The 17,635-nt window shown below is 40.9% G+C and carries 13 protein-coding genes; 8 read left to right on the top strand and 5 right to left on the bottom strand.

What is annotated here, in order from left to right; genetic code table 11:
- Positions 1-126 precede the first annotated feature (126 nt).
- From GUY17_RS21175 to GUY17_RS04060, 3 genes are all read left to right on the top strand, one after another.
- Positions 127-357 (top strand): hypothetical protein, encoded by a 231-nt coding sequence (locus GUY17_RS21175; RefSeq protein WP_162022375.1) that lies wholly within the window; start codon positions 127-129, stop codon positions 355-357.
- Between the two features lie 546 nt (positions 358-903).
- A complete protein-coding gene (locus GUY17_RS04055; RefSeq protein WP_101086007.1) occupies positions 904-1,920 on the top strand; it encodes a hypothetical protein in 1,017 nt (338 codons plus the stop codon).
- Between the two features lie 712 nt (positions 1,921-2,632).
- The gene (locus GUY17_RS04060) at positions 2,633-4,819 is read left to right on the top strand and encodes an OsmC domain/YcaO domain-containing protein (RefSeq protein ID WP_162022376.1); all 2,187 of its coding nucleotides are present in this window, start codon (positions 2,633-2,635) and stop codon (positions 4,817-4,819) included.
- A gap of 87 nt (positions 4,820-4,906) precedes the next feature.
- Here the strand turns inward: GUY17_RS04060 and GUY17_RS04065 are convergent, their stop codons facing one another.
- The gene (locus GUY17_RS04065) at positions 4,907-6,394 is read right to left on the bottom strand and encodes a CotH kinase family protein (protein ID WP_162022377.1); all 1,488 of its coding nucleotides are present in this window, start codon (positions 6,392-6,394) and stop codon (positions 4,907-4,909) included.
- A gap of 288 nt (positions 6,395-6,682) precedes the next feature.
- Here GUY17_RS04065 and GUY17_RS04070 point away from each other — a divergent pair, with 288 nt between their 5' ends.
- Together GUY17_RS04070 and GUY17_RS04075 are read left to right on the top strand one after the other, a co-directional pair.
- On the top strand, positions 6,683-8,086 hold the full coding sequence (locus GUY17_RS04070; protein WP_162022378.1) for a hypothetical protein: 1,404 nt from the start codon (positions 6,683-6,685) through the stop codon (positions 8,084-8,086).
- 136 nt (positions 8,087-8,222) lie between these two features.
- Positions 8,223-8,471: a hypothetical protein gene (locus GUY17_RS04075; protein WP_162022379.1), complete on the top strand. Its 249-nt coding sequence runs from the start codon at positions 8,223-8,225 to the stop codon at positions 8,469-8,471.
- A gap of 74 nt (positions 8,472-8,545) precedes the next feature.
- On the opposite strand, the gene GUY17_RS04080 is transcribed toward GUY17_RS04075, so the two are convergent.
- Positions 8,546-9,748, bottom strand: coding sequence for an ammonium transporter (locus GUY17_RS04080; RefSeq protein WP_162022380.1), 1,203 nt, complete (start codon positions 9,746-9,748; stop codon positions 8,546-8,548).
- Between the two features lie 414 nt (positions 9,749-10,162).
- Here GUY17_RS04080 and GUY17_RS04085 point away from each other — a divergent pair, with 414 nt between their 5' ends.
- Positions 10,163-11,332: a lipid-transfer protein gene (locus GUY17_RS04085; RefSeq protein WP_162022381.1), complete on the top strand. Its 1,170-nt coding sequence runs from the start codon at positions 10,163-10,165 to the stop codon at positions 11,330-11,332.
- Positions 11,333-11,410: 78 nt separating this feature from the next.
- Here GUY17_RS04085 and GUY17_RS04090 read toward each other — a convergent pair whose 3' ends face one another.
- The gene (locus GUY17_RS04090) at positions 11,411-12,496 is read right to left on the bottom strand and encodes a PepSY-associated TM helix domain-containing protein (protein ID WP_368039260.1); all 1,086 of its coding nucleotides are present in this window, start codon (positions 12,494-12,496) and stop codon (positions 11,411-11,413) included.
- 523 nt (positions 12,497-13,019) lie between these two features.
- Between GUY17_RS04090 and GUY17_RS04095 the strand changes: the two genes are divergently transcribed.
- Complete coding sequence (locus tag GUY17_RS04095) at positions 13,020-13,562, top strand: carboxymuconolactone decarboxylase family protein (protein ID WP_162022383.1); 543 nt, start codon at positions 13,020-13,022, stop codon at positions 13,560-13,562.
- Positions 13,563-13,728: 166 nt separating this feature from the next.
- A complete protein-coding gene (locus GUY17_RS04100) occupies positions 13,729-14,376 on the top strand; it encodes a DsbA family oxidoreductase (RefSeq protein ID WP_123777318.1) in 648 nt (215 codons plus the stop codon).
- A 49-nt stretch (positions 14,377-14,425) separates the two neighbouring features.
- On the opposite strand, the gene GUY17_RS04105 is transcribed toward GUY17_RS04100, so the two are convergent.
- Positions 14,426-16,771: an FdhF/YdeP family oxidoreductase gene (locus tag GUY17_RS04105; protein WP_162022384.1), complete on the bottom strand. Its 2,346-nt coding sequence runs from the start codon at positions 16,769-16,771 to the stop codon at positions 14,426-14,428.
- Complete coding sequence (fdhD, locus tag GUY17_RS04110) at positions 16,764-17,579, bottom strand: formate dehydrogenase accessory sulfurtransferase FdhD (protein ID WP_162022385.1); 816 nt, start codon at positions 17,577-17,579, stop codon at positions 16,764-16,766. Before fdhD ends, GUY17_RS04105 begins: the two co-directional genes overlap by 8 nt.
- Between the last annotated feature and the right edge of the window lie 56 nt (positions 17,580-17,635).

The following is a 17,635-nucleotide window of genomic DNA, read 5'->3' on the forward strand; positions in this document are numbered from 1 at the left end:
CTAACTGTGATCTAATTTTCTTATTTCTCCATAATCCTATTTCTACTTTGATCTGAATCAAGGCTATTGATCGCAAATAGTTTCATTATATTAGCTGTACATCATGTTGATGATAGCGAGGCCATAATGCCGGATAACAAACTCATATTGATCTTAAAAATCTGTATCTCGATAGGGTTCAGCCTAATTTTGTTAGGCATTTATTGTCATAATTTCAGTGATACGATTGAGATGATGGGAGTTAATGGAATTATTATTAGTTCGATGTGCGTGGCCTTTGGCATGGCATTGTCGCTACCGACAAAAATGTACCTGACTTTTATGCTGGTTAAGCGTGAAGCAGATAAAGCGTCATAATCTCATCGTGGTCAGTTCGTTACAAGATGAGCGTTAATGTTTACACTAACGATATTTCATTTCACATAGAATGTTATTCCCTCCTAGAACACTACAGCAAGTCGCTTTTTAATGACTAAAACAGTCTAATTCTCTTCATTTTCTATTAGAAAATCGGTTGTCATAATACATAAATTAACGGGCATAAAAAGAAATTTTTCGCGGTTTCAATAACAATTTAATACTTAATGATGATGTTTTTTAGTGGTTGATTATTAAAGATTATATATAAATTCAGAGCCGAATGATGGTTAGTTTATTGTGGCTATAACGCTGTTGGTTCATTTTATATTGAGTGATAGCATATTTGAGGTTAAAAATACTTATTACATTGATTTTAGAGCTATTAAGTATATTGAAATAAATTGTTTAATCGCTAAAAAATGATTTAATTTGAGGGTATATGTGTGACTTTTATTATCTTTTAGCCTTTTTCGTGGTGACATTAGTAGTTGGATCAGTTATTACTATTTATACAAACAGGAAAATAACATTTAAGGAAAAATAATGCCTTCATGGTTTGATAATGTTCAGCTTGGTTTTGATATGGCGACAAGTCTGACAATTGTTGGTGCCGCAGTGACTTGGGTTATTCGTGAAAAGAAGCAGGCTGAAGCTGAAAAAGTGCGCGGAATTAATCAACAAGTTCGATCTACAAGTCTAAAAAAAGTACAAGATGTACTTTTTGAGATGGAAGATAAATTTTCAGTGTTGATCAATGAGACACAGACCTATGAAAATATGATCGATAATCGTGTTCGCAAAGTAAATGATCAACTCGATTTTTCTCGGTTGAATTTAGCGATAAAACGAGATGATCAATTTCTGATTAAAGCGATTGATCGTCTCCAAGCGATTCGCGAAGAATTAGGCCAATTTTATGAATTGATTCAGGTTAGACGTTATAGCTTGATACCTTTACTTGATGCTATTGAAGAAGGTGATAAGTATATTGGTGTATTCCAACAAAACATCGACGAAGTCGGTGATGCTTATAACCAAGTGACATCAGGAAATGTATCTCTGTTAAAAGAGCTGGAAGCCGTTATTTCAATGCTCAACAAACAGTTTGGTGATGAGCTTATTGACGTATCTGATGAAGTCAAAAAAGAGCTTTTTCAAAAGATATCGACAGATGAAACGTTTATGAAACCAATACAATCTATCATTTACGATGAAGATTATTTCTATTGGGTACAACGTTTTGTTCCTGCAGGAAGAGAAGAAGATTATTTAGAAAAGGTTGTCAGACCAAGTAAAATTGAAGATAAAGAGCTTTGCTCTGAAGTAATGGTTCATTTTATTTTAGCCTTAATTGGTAAAAATCATGAGCTAATTTCTCAAGTCTTGAGAACCGCTTCGGGATCGGTGATGAAAGCCAGAATTGAGTGTAAAGATATTTTGATTTCACTTAGTGCAATTTCGCATAAATTGGTGATGGATAATCACGGCGATACACTTGAAAAAGTAATCGCAAAGTATGAGTCTGAAGAATATTTTGGCCGAAACGTAACTATTCGCTAGTCGATCTATTTAACATTGAACTTGCTGTTTATATTTTACAGATGATTAGTGTCTGTTGATCTTTGTTGGTTGAATTTTGTTCGAGTGAAAACGTTTTAATCGAGGCTAATGAATTGCTGCCTAGTCATCTAAGCAAAATGCATTCAACAAAGAGTAAAACGTTTTTAGCCGAACCTTTCGGGCAGCGTTTGTAGGTCATTTTTACTGTGTTATCGACTTTTTATGTAGAATAACTACACCGCAAAGTCTCTGCCTTGTAGCTCATGTTTAAGTAATGGCCAGCAATTCGCTGCAAAAACAACCTTGAAAGATCAACAGGACCTAGTGTTTCTAGGTCTTACCGGACTTAGTGGCAGATGAATGAGGGGGATAACCTTTCATCATTTATACATTGGGTTTTGCCTTTACCAAGACTGGCTTTAACCTTTGCCGTTAATACATTCATAATACGATCTGTGACGATTGGCTCTACAGTGATATCTGTTTATTTTTATTGAAATGAGCGTGTTCATCAATTTAGTCATTTTTATAAACACTATTGATTAGCTAGCACTGTTCTGCTGCTAGCGAATCAATAGTGTTTATCCTGCAAAATCACCTTAAAGCTATCATTTTGGCAATTAACCCAAGACTATTGGGTCAAAAACACCGATAATTCACCCTAATTTAGACAAGCTGGCCGTTTGGTTGCGCAAGACTGTGGATATATTCAATGGAAATCAAAGTAAATTTTCTCGATAATTTGAGACTCGAAGCTAAGTTTGACGACTTTACCGTCACCGCCGATCAGCCGATCCGTTACAAAGGTGATGGTTCTGCTCCTAGTCCTTTTGATTATTTCTTAGCATCTTCAGCACTTTGCGCCGCTTACTTCATTAAGGTGTATTGTAAAGCTCGTGATATTTCGACTGAAAATATCAAATTGTCGCAAAACAATATCGTTGACCCGGAAGATCGTTATAACCAAATTTTCCAAATTCAAGTTGAGTTACCGGATGATATTTCGGATAAAGATCGTCAAGGTATTTTACGTTCAATCGATCGTTGTACCGTTAAAAAAGTGGTTCAGACTGGGCCAGAGTTTAAAATCGAAACCGTTGAAAACTTAGACGCCGACGCCAATGCGATGCTGATGGGCCAAACTGAAGCCGATGCGAGTACTTTTATCTTAGGTAAAGACTTACCGCTTGAGCAGACTATTAAAAACATGACGGGGTTGTTAGCCGACCTTGGGATGAAGATTGAGATTTCGTCATGGCGTAACATTGTGCCTAATGTGTGGTCTTTACATATTCGTGATGCAGCATCACCTATGTGTTTCACCAACGGAAAAGGTGCCACTAAAGAGAGCGCGTTATGTTCTGCTTTAGGCGAGTTTATAGAGCGTCTTAATAATAACTTTTTTTATAACGATCAATTCTTTGGTACTGAAATCGCCAATAGCGAATTTGTGCATTACCCAAATGAGAAATGGTTTGCACTAGAAGACGATGATGCTCTGCCTACTGGCATTTTAGATGAGTACTGTTTAGACATTTATAACCCCGATGAAGAGTTATGTGGCTCACATTTAATTGATACTAACTCAGGCAATAAAGATCGTGGCATTTGTGCTATTCCATACACGCGTCAGTCAGATGGGGAAACGGTCTATTTCCCGTCTAACCTTATTGAAAACTTATTTTTAAGCAATGGCATGAGTGCGGGTAATAACCTGCAAGAAGCCCATGTGCAGTGTTTATCTGAAATTTTTGAACGTGCAGTTAAACGTCAAATTATCGAACAAGAAATTGTACTACCCGATGTGCCAATGGCAGTACTAGAGAAATTCCCAAGTATTTTAGCGGGCATTAAAGGGCTTGAAGAGCAAGGCTTCCCTATTGTTGTGAAAGACGCTTCTTTAGGCGGTCAATTTCCTGTTATGTGCGTGACCTTAATGAACCCACGTACTGGTGGTGTATTTGCCTCGTTTGGTGCACACCCTAGCTTTGAAGTGGCATTAGAGCGCAGCTTAACCGAGTTATTACAAGGTCGCAGCTTTGAAGGCTTAAACGATGTGCCAAAGCCTACTTTTAATAGCATGGCAGTGACTGAGCCAGAAAACTTTGTTGAACACTTTATTGATTCAACAGGGGTTATCTCTTGGCGTTTCTTTAGCAGTAAGTTTGATTACGAATTCTGTGAATGGGACTTTAGCGGTACTAGTGAAGAAGAAGCCAGCGGTTTATTCGGTATTTTAGAGGCCATGGGCAAAGAAGTGTATATTGCCGAGTTTACAGATTTAGGCGCATCTGCGTGTCGTATTTTAGTGCCGGAATATTCAGAAGTGTATCCAGTAGATGACTTGATTTGGGACAACACCAATAAGTCTTTAAACTACCGTGAAGATATCTTAAATCTGCATTCATTAAGCACTAAAGCGTTAGGTAAGTTAGTTAATCGCTTAGAAGAAAGCCAGCTAGATAACCATACCGATATTCGTACCTTAATTGGTATTGTGTTTGATGAAAATACGGTTTGGGGCCAGTTAACCATTATCGAACTGAAGATTTTGATTTATCTTGCATTAGGCTCGCACGAAGATGCGATTGAATTGGTAGGTGAGTTCTTACAGTTTAACGACAATACCGTCCAACGAAGTCTGTTTTATCAAGCTGTGAATGCAGTATTGGAAGTGACCTTAGATGAAGACTTAGAACTTGAGCACTTTATCGGTAACTTTAACCGCATGTTCGGTAAAGAAGTGATGGACAATGTCGTCGGTTCGGTTAATGGCACAGTACGCTTTTATGGCCTGAGCAAAACCAGCATGAATCTCGAAGGCATTGAACCGCATTTACGTTTGATCGAAAGCTACAAAAAACTGCATCAAGCGCGTAAAGCAAACCTTAGTATCTAGTTTATTGGTTCTGTTTTGCATAGCAAAAAGCCCGCCATTTATGTGGCGGGCTTTTTTGTTGCGCTATATTGTGAAGGAGTGGTCTGCTTACTGTTTGTCTAAATAGCTTTCTACAGCAGTGGCTCTATCTTCTGCATGCTCTATTAGCTCATCGATAGCACGGTAAAAATCGCTGCTACTTTCTAAAAAGCTATACCCAGAGACTTCAGTGGTCGCATAAGGGGCAACAAGTGCAGAGTAAGCATTGTAGCTTGCTTGCATTTTATTGGTTTCGAATGCATCGCTGATAACCTCAAGTAAAAACTGGTTGTAGCGGTCACGGTATACATCATCTGCGTACAGTTTTGATATGAGTGGCCAGCTGCTTGAGTTGAGGTCTGAGAAGTCTAACGACAATGCGCCACCTTGTTTCCCGTCTTGCAATGCTTCGTTGTTGTCCCAAGGTATCCAGGTCAGTTTTGAATTGTCTGGATTGTTATATAAATAGTAGTTGTGTGGCATTAAGCCGTAAGTGTCCCAGTTTTGAATGATGCCATTAACGGCTAAGTATTTTAAAAATACATCAACATCAAATACCGTTTCTAGATTGGCTCGCCATGTTTCAGGATCTGTGCTGCGAGTGTCGTCGTGTAGGGCGGTAAACAGGGCTTGTATGTCAGACCAATCTTCGTCGTCTTCGTTAGTTTTTTTCTCAAAGTCTTCTTGATTAAATGACCCATCAACAAACATTGCGCCATCATCTTCGGGTTTGTACAAGTTACCTTTGTCGCTAGAAAATTGCGTGTCGATTACAGTGTCATCAATTTCTTCTACAAGAGTATATAAACCAAAATATTCTGGGCCGTCTCCATGGTCAACGTATAAGGTGTAAAACCCTGTGTGAGATACAGCAAGCCCAGCGTCTTTAAACACATCCGCTGCGACTTTTTCACGTAACATTGACTCATCATCAAAGTTATTTTTTAAACTAAACTTTTTAAAGCCATAAAAACGTTGGTTTTTAATTTGCGGGTAATCGTCTTCATACTCGTCGAAATCAAGTTTAAGTGCCAGTTTAAGAATGCCTTGTTGCCAGCTAGTTTGCAGTGATGAATTACCTTTAAAGCGGATGCCGACGCGATACCATTGCGTGCCGTTATAAAATACTTCAGCTGGAACAAAAATAGGATCTTCATCGGTATCACTTAAGCTATTTGATGAGCTTCTACCAAATTCACCATAGAGTGTCGTCATGTCATCTAACATGCTTTGCCAGCGCGCTTGTGTGACAACGATATCAAGCCGTTTAACTTCGGTATCACTAAACACTTCATCAAAGTTAGGGTCGACATTTTTGCTGTGGGTTTCGTCTGTCCAATCGCTCGCTTCAAAATCTGCGTCAGTGACCTCTGTTTCAGTATCAGTGCTTGTGTCAGTATCAGCGCTAATGACCGTTTCGGCTATTTCGCTGTTGCTATCACTGTCGCTACCACAACCTGTGAGTATAAAAGCACAACTGAGTGTCATGATAAGTAATAGTGTCATTGGCTGGTTAATTAACCGCTTTTTGAGGTGTAAGTTATTAAGGGAAAACATCGGGCTCTCCTAGTACTTGGGTAAGATTATTTATATGAAGTCGTTACACGTATGTTAGAGAGTAAAAGTGCAGAAACTGCACAGTGAGTGTGGAACAAAATAGCAAGTCGATAAAAGTGCGATCTTGTTCACTGTGATATATTTGCGTGCTAATAGCCGTCGCCACCGGTATTCGATAAGATAAATAAGTTTACAGTGAAGAGGTTTATCTTTAGGTTAGTGAACAATGATAATGTTAACGTCTTGTAAAAAAACACATTCTTAATAATTAATATTCAAGGACGATAAATGAAACCTTCACTTTTTTTGCTCAGCTGTGCAATGTTAAGCCCTGCTATAAACGCCAATGAATTACCGCCAATTTTAGATTTTCACCCACTTTGTAGTCCACACACTATCGATACAGCCAATGATAAAATCGTCTACGATATTGACTCAGACATGCCGGAATCGTCTAGTGATGGCGTGTTGTCCCATCGTGATGCTTATATACAACAAGCCTTTGTGGAAATACAGCGCAAAGCTGCAGCAGCAGGAGCGGATGCGATTATTATTGATAAATTAAGTGTTGGCGGAATTGAGCGAAGTATTGACTTGCAAGATGACAGTAGCCGAGTTAAATCGATCACCAAGCAAATCCATGTGATTACCACTGCGCAATACGTTACCTTTTGTGACGATACACAACTGAGCAAAGATCCCACACCTTATAACAGTGAAGGTAAATCGGTTTCGTATACCCAAACCACAGTAAAGTTGACGATGCCAAACGAGAGGAATGTATTAAAGCAAGCGCAAAAACACCAAGCACCTGATGCGCTTATTACAACCGACAGCGCCTATGGCATACACATTGGTGACTCGGTTGATGTTTTACAACAAGCATTAGGTCCTCACAGTATTCAGTTGCAACTCGACAATGGTGCAACCGTTTATGGTTATGGGCGCAGTCTATGGTTTGTTGTTAAAGACAATCGTATCGAAATGATTACCCAGGATTTAGGATTGTTAAATGGCCATGGTCAAAACCAAATTGCCTTAAGTGAAAACTATGATGGTGATCATTGGGTGATTGCTAACCAAGTGCGTCAAGGTGATGGGCTTGCTAGCGTGAAAGCGCATTTAGCGCTTAAAAAGCAAGGTGATGTTTACAGTGTGGGAGATAAAAATAGCCGATTGATATTAACTTTTGAAGACTATAATGAAAGTCTAGATAATGCTGCTGTTTCTCGACTTAACAGCTTTGCAATTATGCCATTAACAGTCACTGATGATCATCACGTTAAGTTCGGTAACTTTGATAATATCGACATCGCAACATTGTTGACATTAGCATTTAAGCAAGCTTATACCTTGCAACCACAACAGCTCATCAACCAAATCCAATTGACAGACAACGGTCCAAAAGTGCTGGTGAATAGCAATGTATTATTGGGTTTTGATCGCCAAGGAGTCGTTAATTCAATTAAAATTACCGAGTCGATGTTTGGCACGCAAACGATGAGTGAATTTAATGCTGTGCTTGCTAATTATCAGTTGCCTACTATCAAATCTCAATTGTTGGAGCGATACCCAAACGCAGAAGATAATTTTGATAACATTATGCTGACAAAAGGGACGGTGATGTTGTCGATTAATTTTGATTCATACGATGACGATGCGCAGCTGATTGATTTTACGTTACGTTTTTAATCATCTTAGCGACTAGACCTGAGTGAGTGGTACAGTTACCAGCGCTATAGGCACAGATGGCATACAATATACCTTATTGAGGTTCAATGGGGTAAAGTAGCACCCAAGTTTTGATCTAAAGTTGTTGGGAATACAAATGAATATTGAAAATGATGTGATTGATAATTTAGCCGAATTAGAACGCTTTTTACTGTCGGTGGAAAAGGGCGGTTTAGGTTTGGAAGGTGTTGCTGGTGTGGGTATGGCAACTAGTCATGCCGACGGTCGTCATTTTGTTGCGGTATTTGGTGATAACCACAAGCTATTACTTGGCCGTTGGATTACCGCAGAAATCTTCGAAAGTGGTCAAGATATGGTTAAAAATGGGCTTAAATCTAAGCACTGATTGTAGACTCTATTTTGATTAAAAGGGGCAGAAATTCATTTCTGCCCCTTTTTACTATTAGTGACTTAGCATCATCACTTATCTGAATTGGTTGAACCAATTTTGTGAATCGCTAAATCCGCCCCAATAAATTCATCTTCTTGGCTTAAGCGTAAACTCGATAGCTTGTTAACTACGCCATACACAATCATACCGCCAACAATTGCCACCACAACGCCAGCAATACTACCGATAAGTTGTGACATAAAGCTGACTCCGCCAAGGCCTCCGAAAGCTTGCTGGCCAAAAATACCCGCTGCAATACCGCCCCACACACCGCATAAACCGTGTAGTGGCCATACACCTAGAACGTCGTCTATTCTGTTGCTGCGTTGTAATTTGGTGTATACGAGAACAAACAAGCCGCCAGCGACACCGCCAACCACAAATGCGCCAACAGGATGCATTAAGTCAGAACCGGCACACACAGCCACTAAGCCTGCTAGTGGTCCGTTATGAATAAAACCAGGGTCATTCTTACCCACCACAAGTGCCACAACCGTACCGCCAACCATAGCCATTAAACTGTTTACCGCTACTAAGCCACTAATTCCATCGAGGGTTTGCGCTGACATAACGTTAAAGCCAAACCAACCGACAATCAGCACCCAAGAGCCTAGCGCTAAGAAGGGAATATTTGATGGTGCAAAAGCGATACCGGGTTTGCGGCCGCGTCGGGCACCTAATAAATAGATGGCGACTAAGGCTAACCAACCGCCCATGGCATGTACCACAACGGAACCTGCAAAGTCATGGAATTGGGCGCCGAATTGGCTTTCTAACCAAGCTTGGAAGCCATAATTACCGTTCCACATAATCCCTTCAAATAACGGGTATACGAAGGCAACAATCAAAGCTGAAGCCAGTAAAAAAGGCCTAAAACTGCCGCGTTCAGCAATACCGCCAGATACAATCGCGGGAATGGCTGCTGCAAATGTGAGTAAGAAGAAAAATTTAACCAGTTGGTAACCATTATCAGTGGTTAAGCTTTCTGCGCTGACAAAAAAGTGATTGCCGTAAGCAATTTGATAACCAATGACAAAGTAGGCAATAGCGGAAAAAGCAAAGTCAGTTAGAATTTTCACCAAGGCATTGACTTGGTTTTTATGTCTCACTGTGCCCATTTCTAAAAATGCAAAGCCTGCGTGCATGGCTAACACCATAATTGCACCAAGTAAGATAAACAAGGTGTCTGCACTTTGTGCAATGACGCCAATAGCATCACTAATATTATTCATTTCAGTTCCCACAAAACGATTCTCTGTTGAAATTCATAATTTTATAAAGCAAAAGTCATTCCTAAACCGTTACTTGACTGGCATATTCATGAACCCATATGGTGCAAATGGCTGAAAATGTTGCTGAAATGATCCGTTAAATGTTCTACTTCGGTGCGTTTTTATGTCGGTTCAATGCTCAATAGTGTCAGTAATGATTGATGCTTGGACTGGTAATGTTTCATTTTGGTGCGCTATCGCTTTCATTTGGTGCGTTGTACTACAGGTGAATTAACTTTATGTTAACAGTTGTCATTAAGCTAATATTGTCCAATAACGAGGGCTTAAATACATCGGTTGTAAAGATCCCTATTCCAAATTATCAATAACTGATCCCCAATAACATCTCACTAGAAACAGCATTACGGGAGCAATATGACAGCAGTAAGAGTGGCAGGAGTGGGAATGATCCCATTTTGCAAACCAGGTAAGCATGAACCCTATCGTGTCATGGCGGCTAAAGCGATTAAGTTAGCATTAACCGATGCAGGGCTTGACGCCAAGTCAGTTGGCCAAGCATATGGTGCCTATATTTATGGCGACAGCACCTGCGCTCAGCATGCATTCTACGATGTAATCCAAAGCGGCATTCCAATTATCAATGTTAATAATAATTGTTCTAGTGGCTCGACTGCGTTATTTCTTGCGCGTCAGGCGGTGTTATCTGGACAAGTAGATTGTGCGTTAGCGTTTGGGTTTGAAGAAATGCAACCAGGTGCATTGGGATCGCATTGGACCGACAGAGAAAGCCCTTTTGAGCGGGTTGAGCCAGTATTAAAGCAGTTTAATGCCCCGCAAGGTCCAATTGCATTACGGGCTTTTGGTGCTGCAGGTCGTTATTATATGGATAAGTATCATGTCGGTGCCGATATTTTTGCCAAGGTGGCCGAAAAGTCACGTCGTCATGCGCTACAAAATCCATACTCGATGTTTTCAACGCCATTAACGTATCAGCAAGTGCTTGATGATAAGTTAATTTACGATAATTATTTAACTCGGCTTATGGCTTGTCCTCCCACTTGTGGTGCCGCAGCGACCATCGTTTGCAGCGAACAGTTTGCCCGTCAAAACGGCATTACATCCAAGGTAAAGATTATTGCGCAGGCAATGGCAACTGATACCGAGCAGTCGTGGCAAGACCCAATTTATGCCGTCGGTAAGGGAATGAGCCAACAAGCGGCGCAGCAGGTTTATGATGATGCTGGTATCGACCCCAACGATATCGATGTAATAGAACTGCATGATTGTTTTACCCCAAATGAGGTGATCACTTATGAAGCATTAGGCTTATGTCCTGAAGGCGGCGCAGCTGAATTGATTGCCAATGGTGACAACACTTATGGTGGCAAATTTGTTATTGGGCCATCGGGTGGATTAATGTCGAAAGGACATCCAATTGGTGCCACTGGGCTGGCACAATGTACCGAGCTGACATGGCACTTACGTGGTCAAGCTGGCAACCGGCAAGTCGACAATGCCACATTAGCGCTGCAACATAATGTAGGTTTAGGTGGCGCGGTGGTGGTGACGTTATATGGCGTTTAGCTAACGGTTTGATTTCATGCTGCGCTACAGTGTCGTCGATGTATGAAGGCAATGTAGCGCAACAAGGTGGGCTGTTCGTTAACTGGCTTTTTTGCGACTAAAAGTACGTCGGTAAAAGGTCACCACACTGAATGATAAAATCAATGTGCCAATGAGTGACACCAAGGTAATCAACATTACATAGCTTGCTGGCATGTACAGTCCATCGTGTAGAGGCCGAACAAAACTGGCAATTTTAGCTAATAAAGGTCGGTCACTGTGTTTGATTACTGACTCAATCGTTCCTTGTTGATAATTCATGTTGATGCGATCAGCTTCTCTTAACCACACGCCCTGATGTTCATCGAATTGAATACTGTACACAAGGTCTTGTGGTTTATCTGTTTCTGCTTGCAGGTCTTTATTGGGTTTAGAGCGTGGTTTACTTACTGATACAAGCTCTGCGTCTGGCCAAATTTGTTGTGCATTGCTTAGCTGGCTCAACCAATGACTTGGTTGGCTGACAGAATAAGTTAGTGTCTGTTCGTTGGTGGAATCTTGCTTAAGAACACCTGTCCATAAGCTGTTGTAAGTGATTAAAAATCCGCTGATACACAATATAAACAATGGTACTGAAATAAATAATCCCAGTTGAATGTGGCTTTTAAGTAAACTGCTTGAGCGGGTATTTTTAGGAATACTTTGTTTTAATCTAAATCCATTACGCACTCGCCACCACAGGTAAATGCCAATTAAGGTTACGATGCCCCCCGCAAGCGATGCCCATGCATTAATGTATTTACCACCATTGTCGATGAGAAAATTTCGATGCAACCAAAATACCGTGCTATATCCAGGTAAATCGAAAGAGGAGCTACTCGACAGTTCATTTAACTCTTTGTCCAATGCAATTGATTTACCACGAGTGCTAGCTTGAATATATGGCGTATGTTCTGTTGGAAAGCGAACAGTACTCATGTCGGGATAGCGCTCAAATACACTCGCAACAGTATCGGCTTTTTGTTCAAGTGTGATTGGAGAGTATGTTTGATCTTTACTGTCTAGGCGTTTGAGCAAATCAACGCTACCGAGATATACCCCAGTGGTAAGTACTATTAACATGGTGATGCTAATAAAAAAACCTACCCAGTTGTGAAACCATTTTAATGTCGAAACCATGTTCATTTTTGTTTGCTCAAATTATGCCATGCAGTATTGCAATAGAGTGTTAAACCTGCTGATTTTATTATTTTTTATAAACGTTAATACAAATCCACAAACTTGCGGTAATGATAATTAATCTCAATTATTTGTTCAATTAAAGAAGTGTAAAGATGTGGGGGATAAACCCATTTATCGTCTAAATATCGTTTTGGCGTAAGTGCTTTATTCTGGGATTGTTATTAATTAGATCGTACTTCACCCTATTAGAGCTGTCGCTACGCATTTCTAGATGCCTCAATAATTGACAATCTAAATGTTCAAGTGGCTAGTAGAATTAGCATTAACGACTGAGTTTAGTGATTATTTTATATTTTTTAAAACTCATACTATTTTGATAATAAGCAATATTCTCTAGTGTAAATGTGAATAACAACAATCAATTTGAGCAATCACTCAAAATAAACTTGAGCGATTGTTCAAATTGGTTTATAGTGGACTCAATTCGAAACGCTCCTAAATTTATTTATCTAGAAGAGAGAATATTATGACTGCATTTACTATTCATACAGTAGACACCGCACCAGAAGGCAGCAAAGCTATGTTAGAGGGTGCTAAAAAACAAATGGGTATGGTTCCCAATCTATTTGGCGTTTTAGCAGAGTCTCCAAGCACGTTGCAAGCTTACCAACAGTTACATCAGGCCTTTTTAGACACATCATTTAACCCTGAAGAGCTAACGGTTGTATGGCAAACTATTAACGTTGAACACGAATGTGGCTATTGTGTACCAGCACATACAGGTATTGCACATTCAATGAAAGTAGACCCAGCGTTAACTGAAGCACTACGTAATAAAGCGGCGATGCCAAACGCTAAATTACAAGCGTTACAAGATGCTACACTAAGTATTGTACGTAACCGCGGCAATATTTCTGAAGCAGAACTAGCAGCATTCTATGCCGCAGGTTATGGCCAACAGCAGGTATTAGAAATCATTTTAGGTCTGTCACAAAAAGTGATCAGTAATTACACCAACCATGTAGCAAAAACACCGGTTGATGATGCATTCAAAAAGTTTACTTGGTAATTCTTTACTAACATTGTTACCGACATTTTTATCAAAGATTATCATTCACGATAAGTCGATTCATGTATGACTTCATAATACCAATGCCGCGTTATCGCAAATGGCATTGGTATTTTTTTATCACGTTACAGTGAAAAAGCGTACTTGAAGAGATGAGGACAGCCAAATGACAGCAAAGATTAAGCTCGATATTATTTCAGATGTAGTGTGCCCTTGGTGCATCGTCGGTTATAAACACTTAGAAGCAGCGATAAATGAACTTGGGCTGCAAGATCAAGTTGAGATTGAGTGGCAACCATTTGAACTTAACCCTAACATGCCTGCTGAAGGTGAAAATCTGCGTGAGCATTCAGCCAGAAAATACGGCACAACCCCAGAAGGTAGCGTTCGTGCACGGGCCAATATTGCTCAACAGGGGGCTGAACATGGCTTTATTTTTGACTATTTTGAACAGATGAAAATGGTTAACACTTTAGACGCTCATGTGTTGTTGGAATACGCGAAAGAGGTCGGTAAGCAAACGGAGCTTAAATTGCGTTTATTCAGCGCCTTTTTTAGCGAACATAAAGATATTTCAAACCGTGAGGTGTTGACCGCTGAGCTCACCGCAGTGGGTATTAATGCCGCAGAAGCCATGAGTTTACTTGATAACGCTGCAGTGGCAGAACAGGTTCGCGCCAAAGAGGCTCATTGGCAGCAACTTGGTATTTCGGGTGTACCCACGGTCATTTTTAACCAATCGAGTGCATTAACTGGCGCGCATCCAGTTGAAGCGTATAAACAAGTTTTGGCTGATTTAGTCGCCCAGCGCTAATGCGCTAGGGCAACATCGTTTGAGTATTGTTATTCCGAGTTTAGGTTACTTATACCTGAGCCACGCTAATCACCTGTTTGGTTGATGCAGTAATAACCACTGGGATTGATTTTGAGGTTGGGGTGTAAGAGCCAATTCCGACGCTGTTGATTGACACCAGTGGATTCGTCTCTGGGTAATATGCGGCAATGTTACCGCGTGGAATATCGTAATAAACCACGCTAAAACCACAGACTTTGCGGACGATATTATCGTTGGCAATAGACTGTATATCAACAAGTTGGTCTTCAAGCAGATTAAGTTGAACAGCATCTTGTTGGTTCATAAACAATACATTCCGCTTGCCTTTAATACCGCGGTACCGGTCGTCCATGCCATAAATAGTGGTGTTGTATTGGTCGTGAGATCGCAAACTTTGCAGTAAAAAAATAGCTTGTTGTTCGGCGGATGACGCAGTTGTTTGTGCGTTGCTTGAACAATCTGCAATAACTGAATTTGGCAACTGACTAGGATTAAATTGAGCTAACTGGTTAGTGGTATTCCAAATAAGCTCAGCAGCGCTATTCCCCAGATAAAACCCGGCAGGTTGCTCGATACGTTGATTAAAGTCACTAAAGCCGTCGATGGTTCTTTCGATAAGCTGACGGATTAGTGCATAGTCATCACGTAATGCCAGCCAATCTAGTTTATTTGCGGCATGGTTTGTTGAGTTGAGCAGAGTCGAGCCGGAATGGTTAAATGTTGCATGAGCCATTTGAGCGACAATATCAATTTCAGATAAACATTGTTCTGAGGCGGGTTCGGTCATGCCTGTTGAAGCATGAACCATGCTAAAGGTATCTTCAACGGTGATTTTTTGAATGCCGCTTTGCTGCTTGTCTAATTCAGTGCGGCCTAAACAAGGTAAAATTAAAGCGTCGTGTGTTACTTGTAAGTGGCTGCGATTAAGCTTAGTGCTGATTTGAACATTCAGTTCAGCATTGCGCATTGCTTGATATGTAAAATCAGTATCGGGCGCCGCAGCCGCAAGGTTTCCACCTAAACAAATTAGCACCTTACTCTGTTTACGGTGTAGGGCTTTAAGGGCTTCGACCACATTGTGGCCCGCTTGCCGCGGTAAGGTGGTAGATAAATGCTGTTCTAAGCGGGTAATAAAAGCGGCAGACGGCTTTTCATTAATGCCCATAGTGCGGTTGCCTTGCACATTACTGTGGCCGCGAACAGGGCATAATCCGGCGCCTTTTTTACCTATTTGACCACATAGCAGATGCAGATTAACGACTTCACGAATAATGTCGACCGAATGCTTATGTTGAGTTAAGCCCATTGCCCAGCAACTGATCACGGTTTTGCTGTCACTGAACACGGTCGCAGCTTGAATAATCTCTGCTTTTGTCAGTCCAGATTGTTGTTCTATTTTATCCCAGCTAGTGTGTGTAACACTGTGTTGATAATCTTCAAAAAATGCACTGTGCTGCTGTATAAACTCATGGTCTATTTTATCTGGACGTTGTTCAATAATAAATTTAGCCATGCCTCGCGCAGCGGCCATATCGCCGCCTAATTTAGGGGTTAAATACAAATGGCTGATGGTAGTGGCTGCTGGAGTGAGCAATTCTATAGGGCTTTGTGGACTGGCGAACTTTTCTAAGGCAACTTCTTTAAGGTTATTGAAAGTGACAATTTTACCCCCTTGTTTGGCGGCTTTGCGCAGAGTATTCATCATTCTTGGATGGTTGGTGCCAGGGTTTTGGCCAAACACAAAAATGGCTTCGGCGGCATCAAAATCTTCTAATACTACCGTGCCTTTACCTATTCCAATGGCGCTAATTAATGCGACACCACTAGCTTCGTGGCACATGTTAGAGCAATCGGGAAAGTTATTGGTGCCATAAAGCCGGCCAAACAGTTGGTAGAGATAGGAGGCTTCGTTACTGGCGCGTCCAGAAGTGTAAAATTCAACTTGGTCAGGGCTACTTAAACTGTTGAGCTTGGTGGCGATAATCGAAAATGCCTCAGACCAGCTTACTGGTTCATAGTGATCTGTTATCGCATTAAAGCGCATTGGTTCGGTTAAACGCCCCTGATACTCTAACCAGTAGTCGGTCTGTTTTGTTAGTTGGCGTACCGAATGCTGAGCAAAAAAATCGCGACCAACGCCTTTACCTGTTGATTCCCATGCCACGGCTTTAGCACCATTTTCGCAAAACTGAAATGCACCTTGTTTGTTATCGCCCCATGCACAACCCGGGCAATCGAAGCCATCAGTTTGATTAACACGGAGTAAGTTTTTAAGGTTTTGCTTGGTGTGCTGGCTGCGAAGTACATGAGTAAATGTGGCTTGCAGTGAAGGAAATCCGCCGGCTTTGGTTGGTTTTTGGTGATGACTAGACATGAATTTCTCCGATAGGGCTCAGCGATAGACGGTTAACATTAAAATGACAATCGTAACTGGAATAATAAATAGGCGCTGAAAACTTGGGTATGTGAATAATATTGAGGTTGTATTTTAGTGCCAGCTTGACTGCCAGTTGGCTTGGCGAAGCTAGACTAATAAGATTGTTAGCGCCAAAAAGAACCGCTTTATGGATCAATTCACTGCTACAACGACTGGTGATTAATAAGGTATTACATGATGTTTTTTGCGTCGCGGTTGTTTGCCTTATTAACATGCCGATAAGTTTATCGAGTGCATTATGACGGCCGATGTCTTCACGACAGGCGATAATGTCGCCTTGTGCTGTTAACGCTAAAGCCGCATGTATCGCACCACTTTGTTGAGCTTTTATTTGGCTGTCGGCAATACGTTGTTTTAAGGTTTCAAGGTTATTAATGTCAATGGGGCGTGTGACCGGAAGAATAGCTAATTGAGGCAGTGCATGTTCTATTGCTTCAACACCGCAGATACCGCAACCTGTTGCACCCACGAGCCGACGTTTTTTACTGTTTAAGGCCGACAGACAACGATTGGCGATAGTCACTTCAACCATAAAGCCGCTATCTGATGGCGTTATTTGAATGTCATGTATGTCATGATCGTGTTGGATAATGGCTTCGGCAAATAAAAAACCAATCGCAAAATCTTCAATATCATCAGGGGTGACCATCATCACAGCATAGTTAATCCCGTTAATATTAATGGCGGCAGCCGCTTCCTCTACCAGATGTTCAATGGGGGGCAACCATTTATATGAAGCATTCATGTGTACAGACTCAAAACCGGACGTGGATCACAGTTTAGGGGGCGCTAATACACAAA

The organism is Shewanella sp. Arc9-LZ, assembly GCF_010092445.1.
Taxonomy (GTDB): domain Bacteria; phylum Pseudomonadota; class Gammaproteobacteria; order Enterobacterales; family Shewanellaceae; genus Shewanella.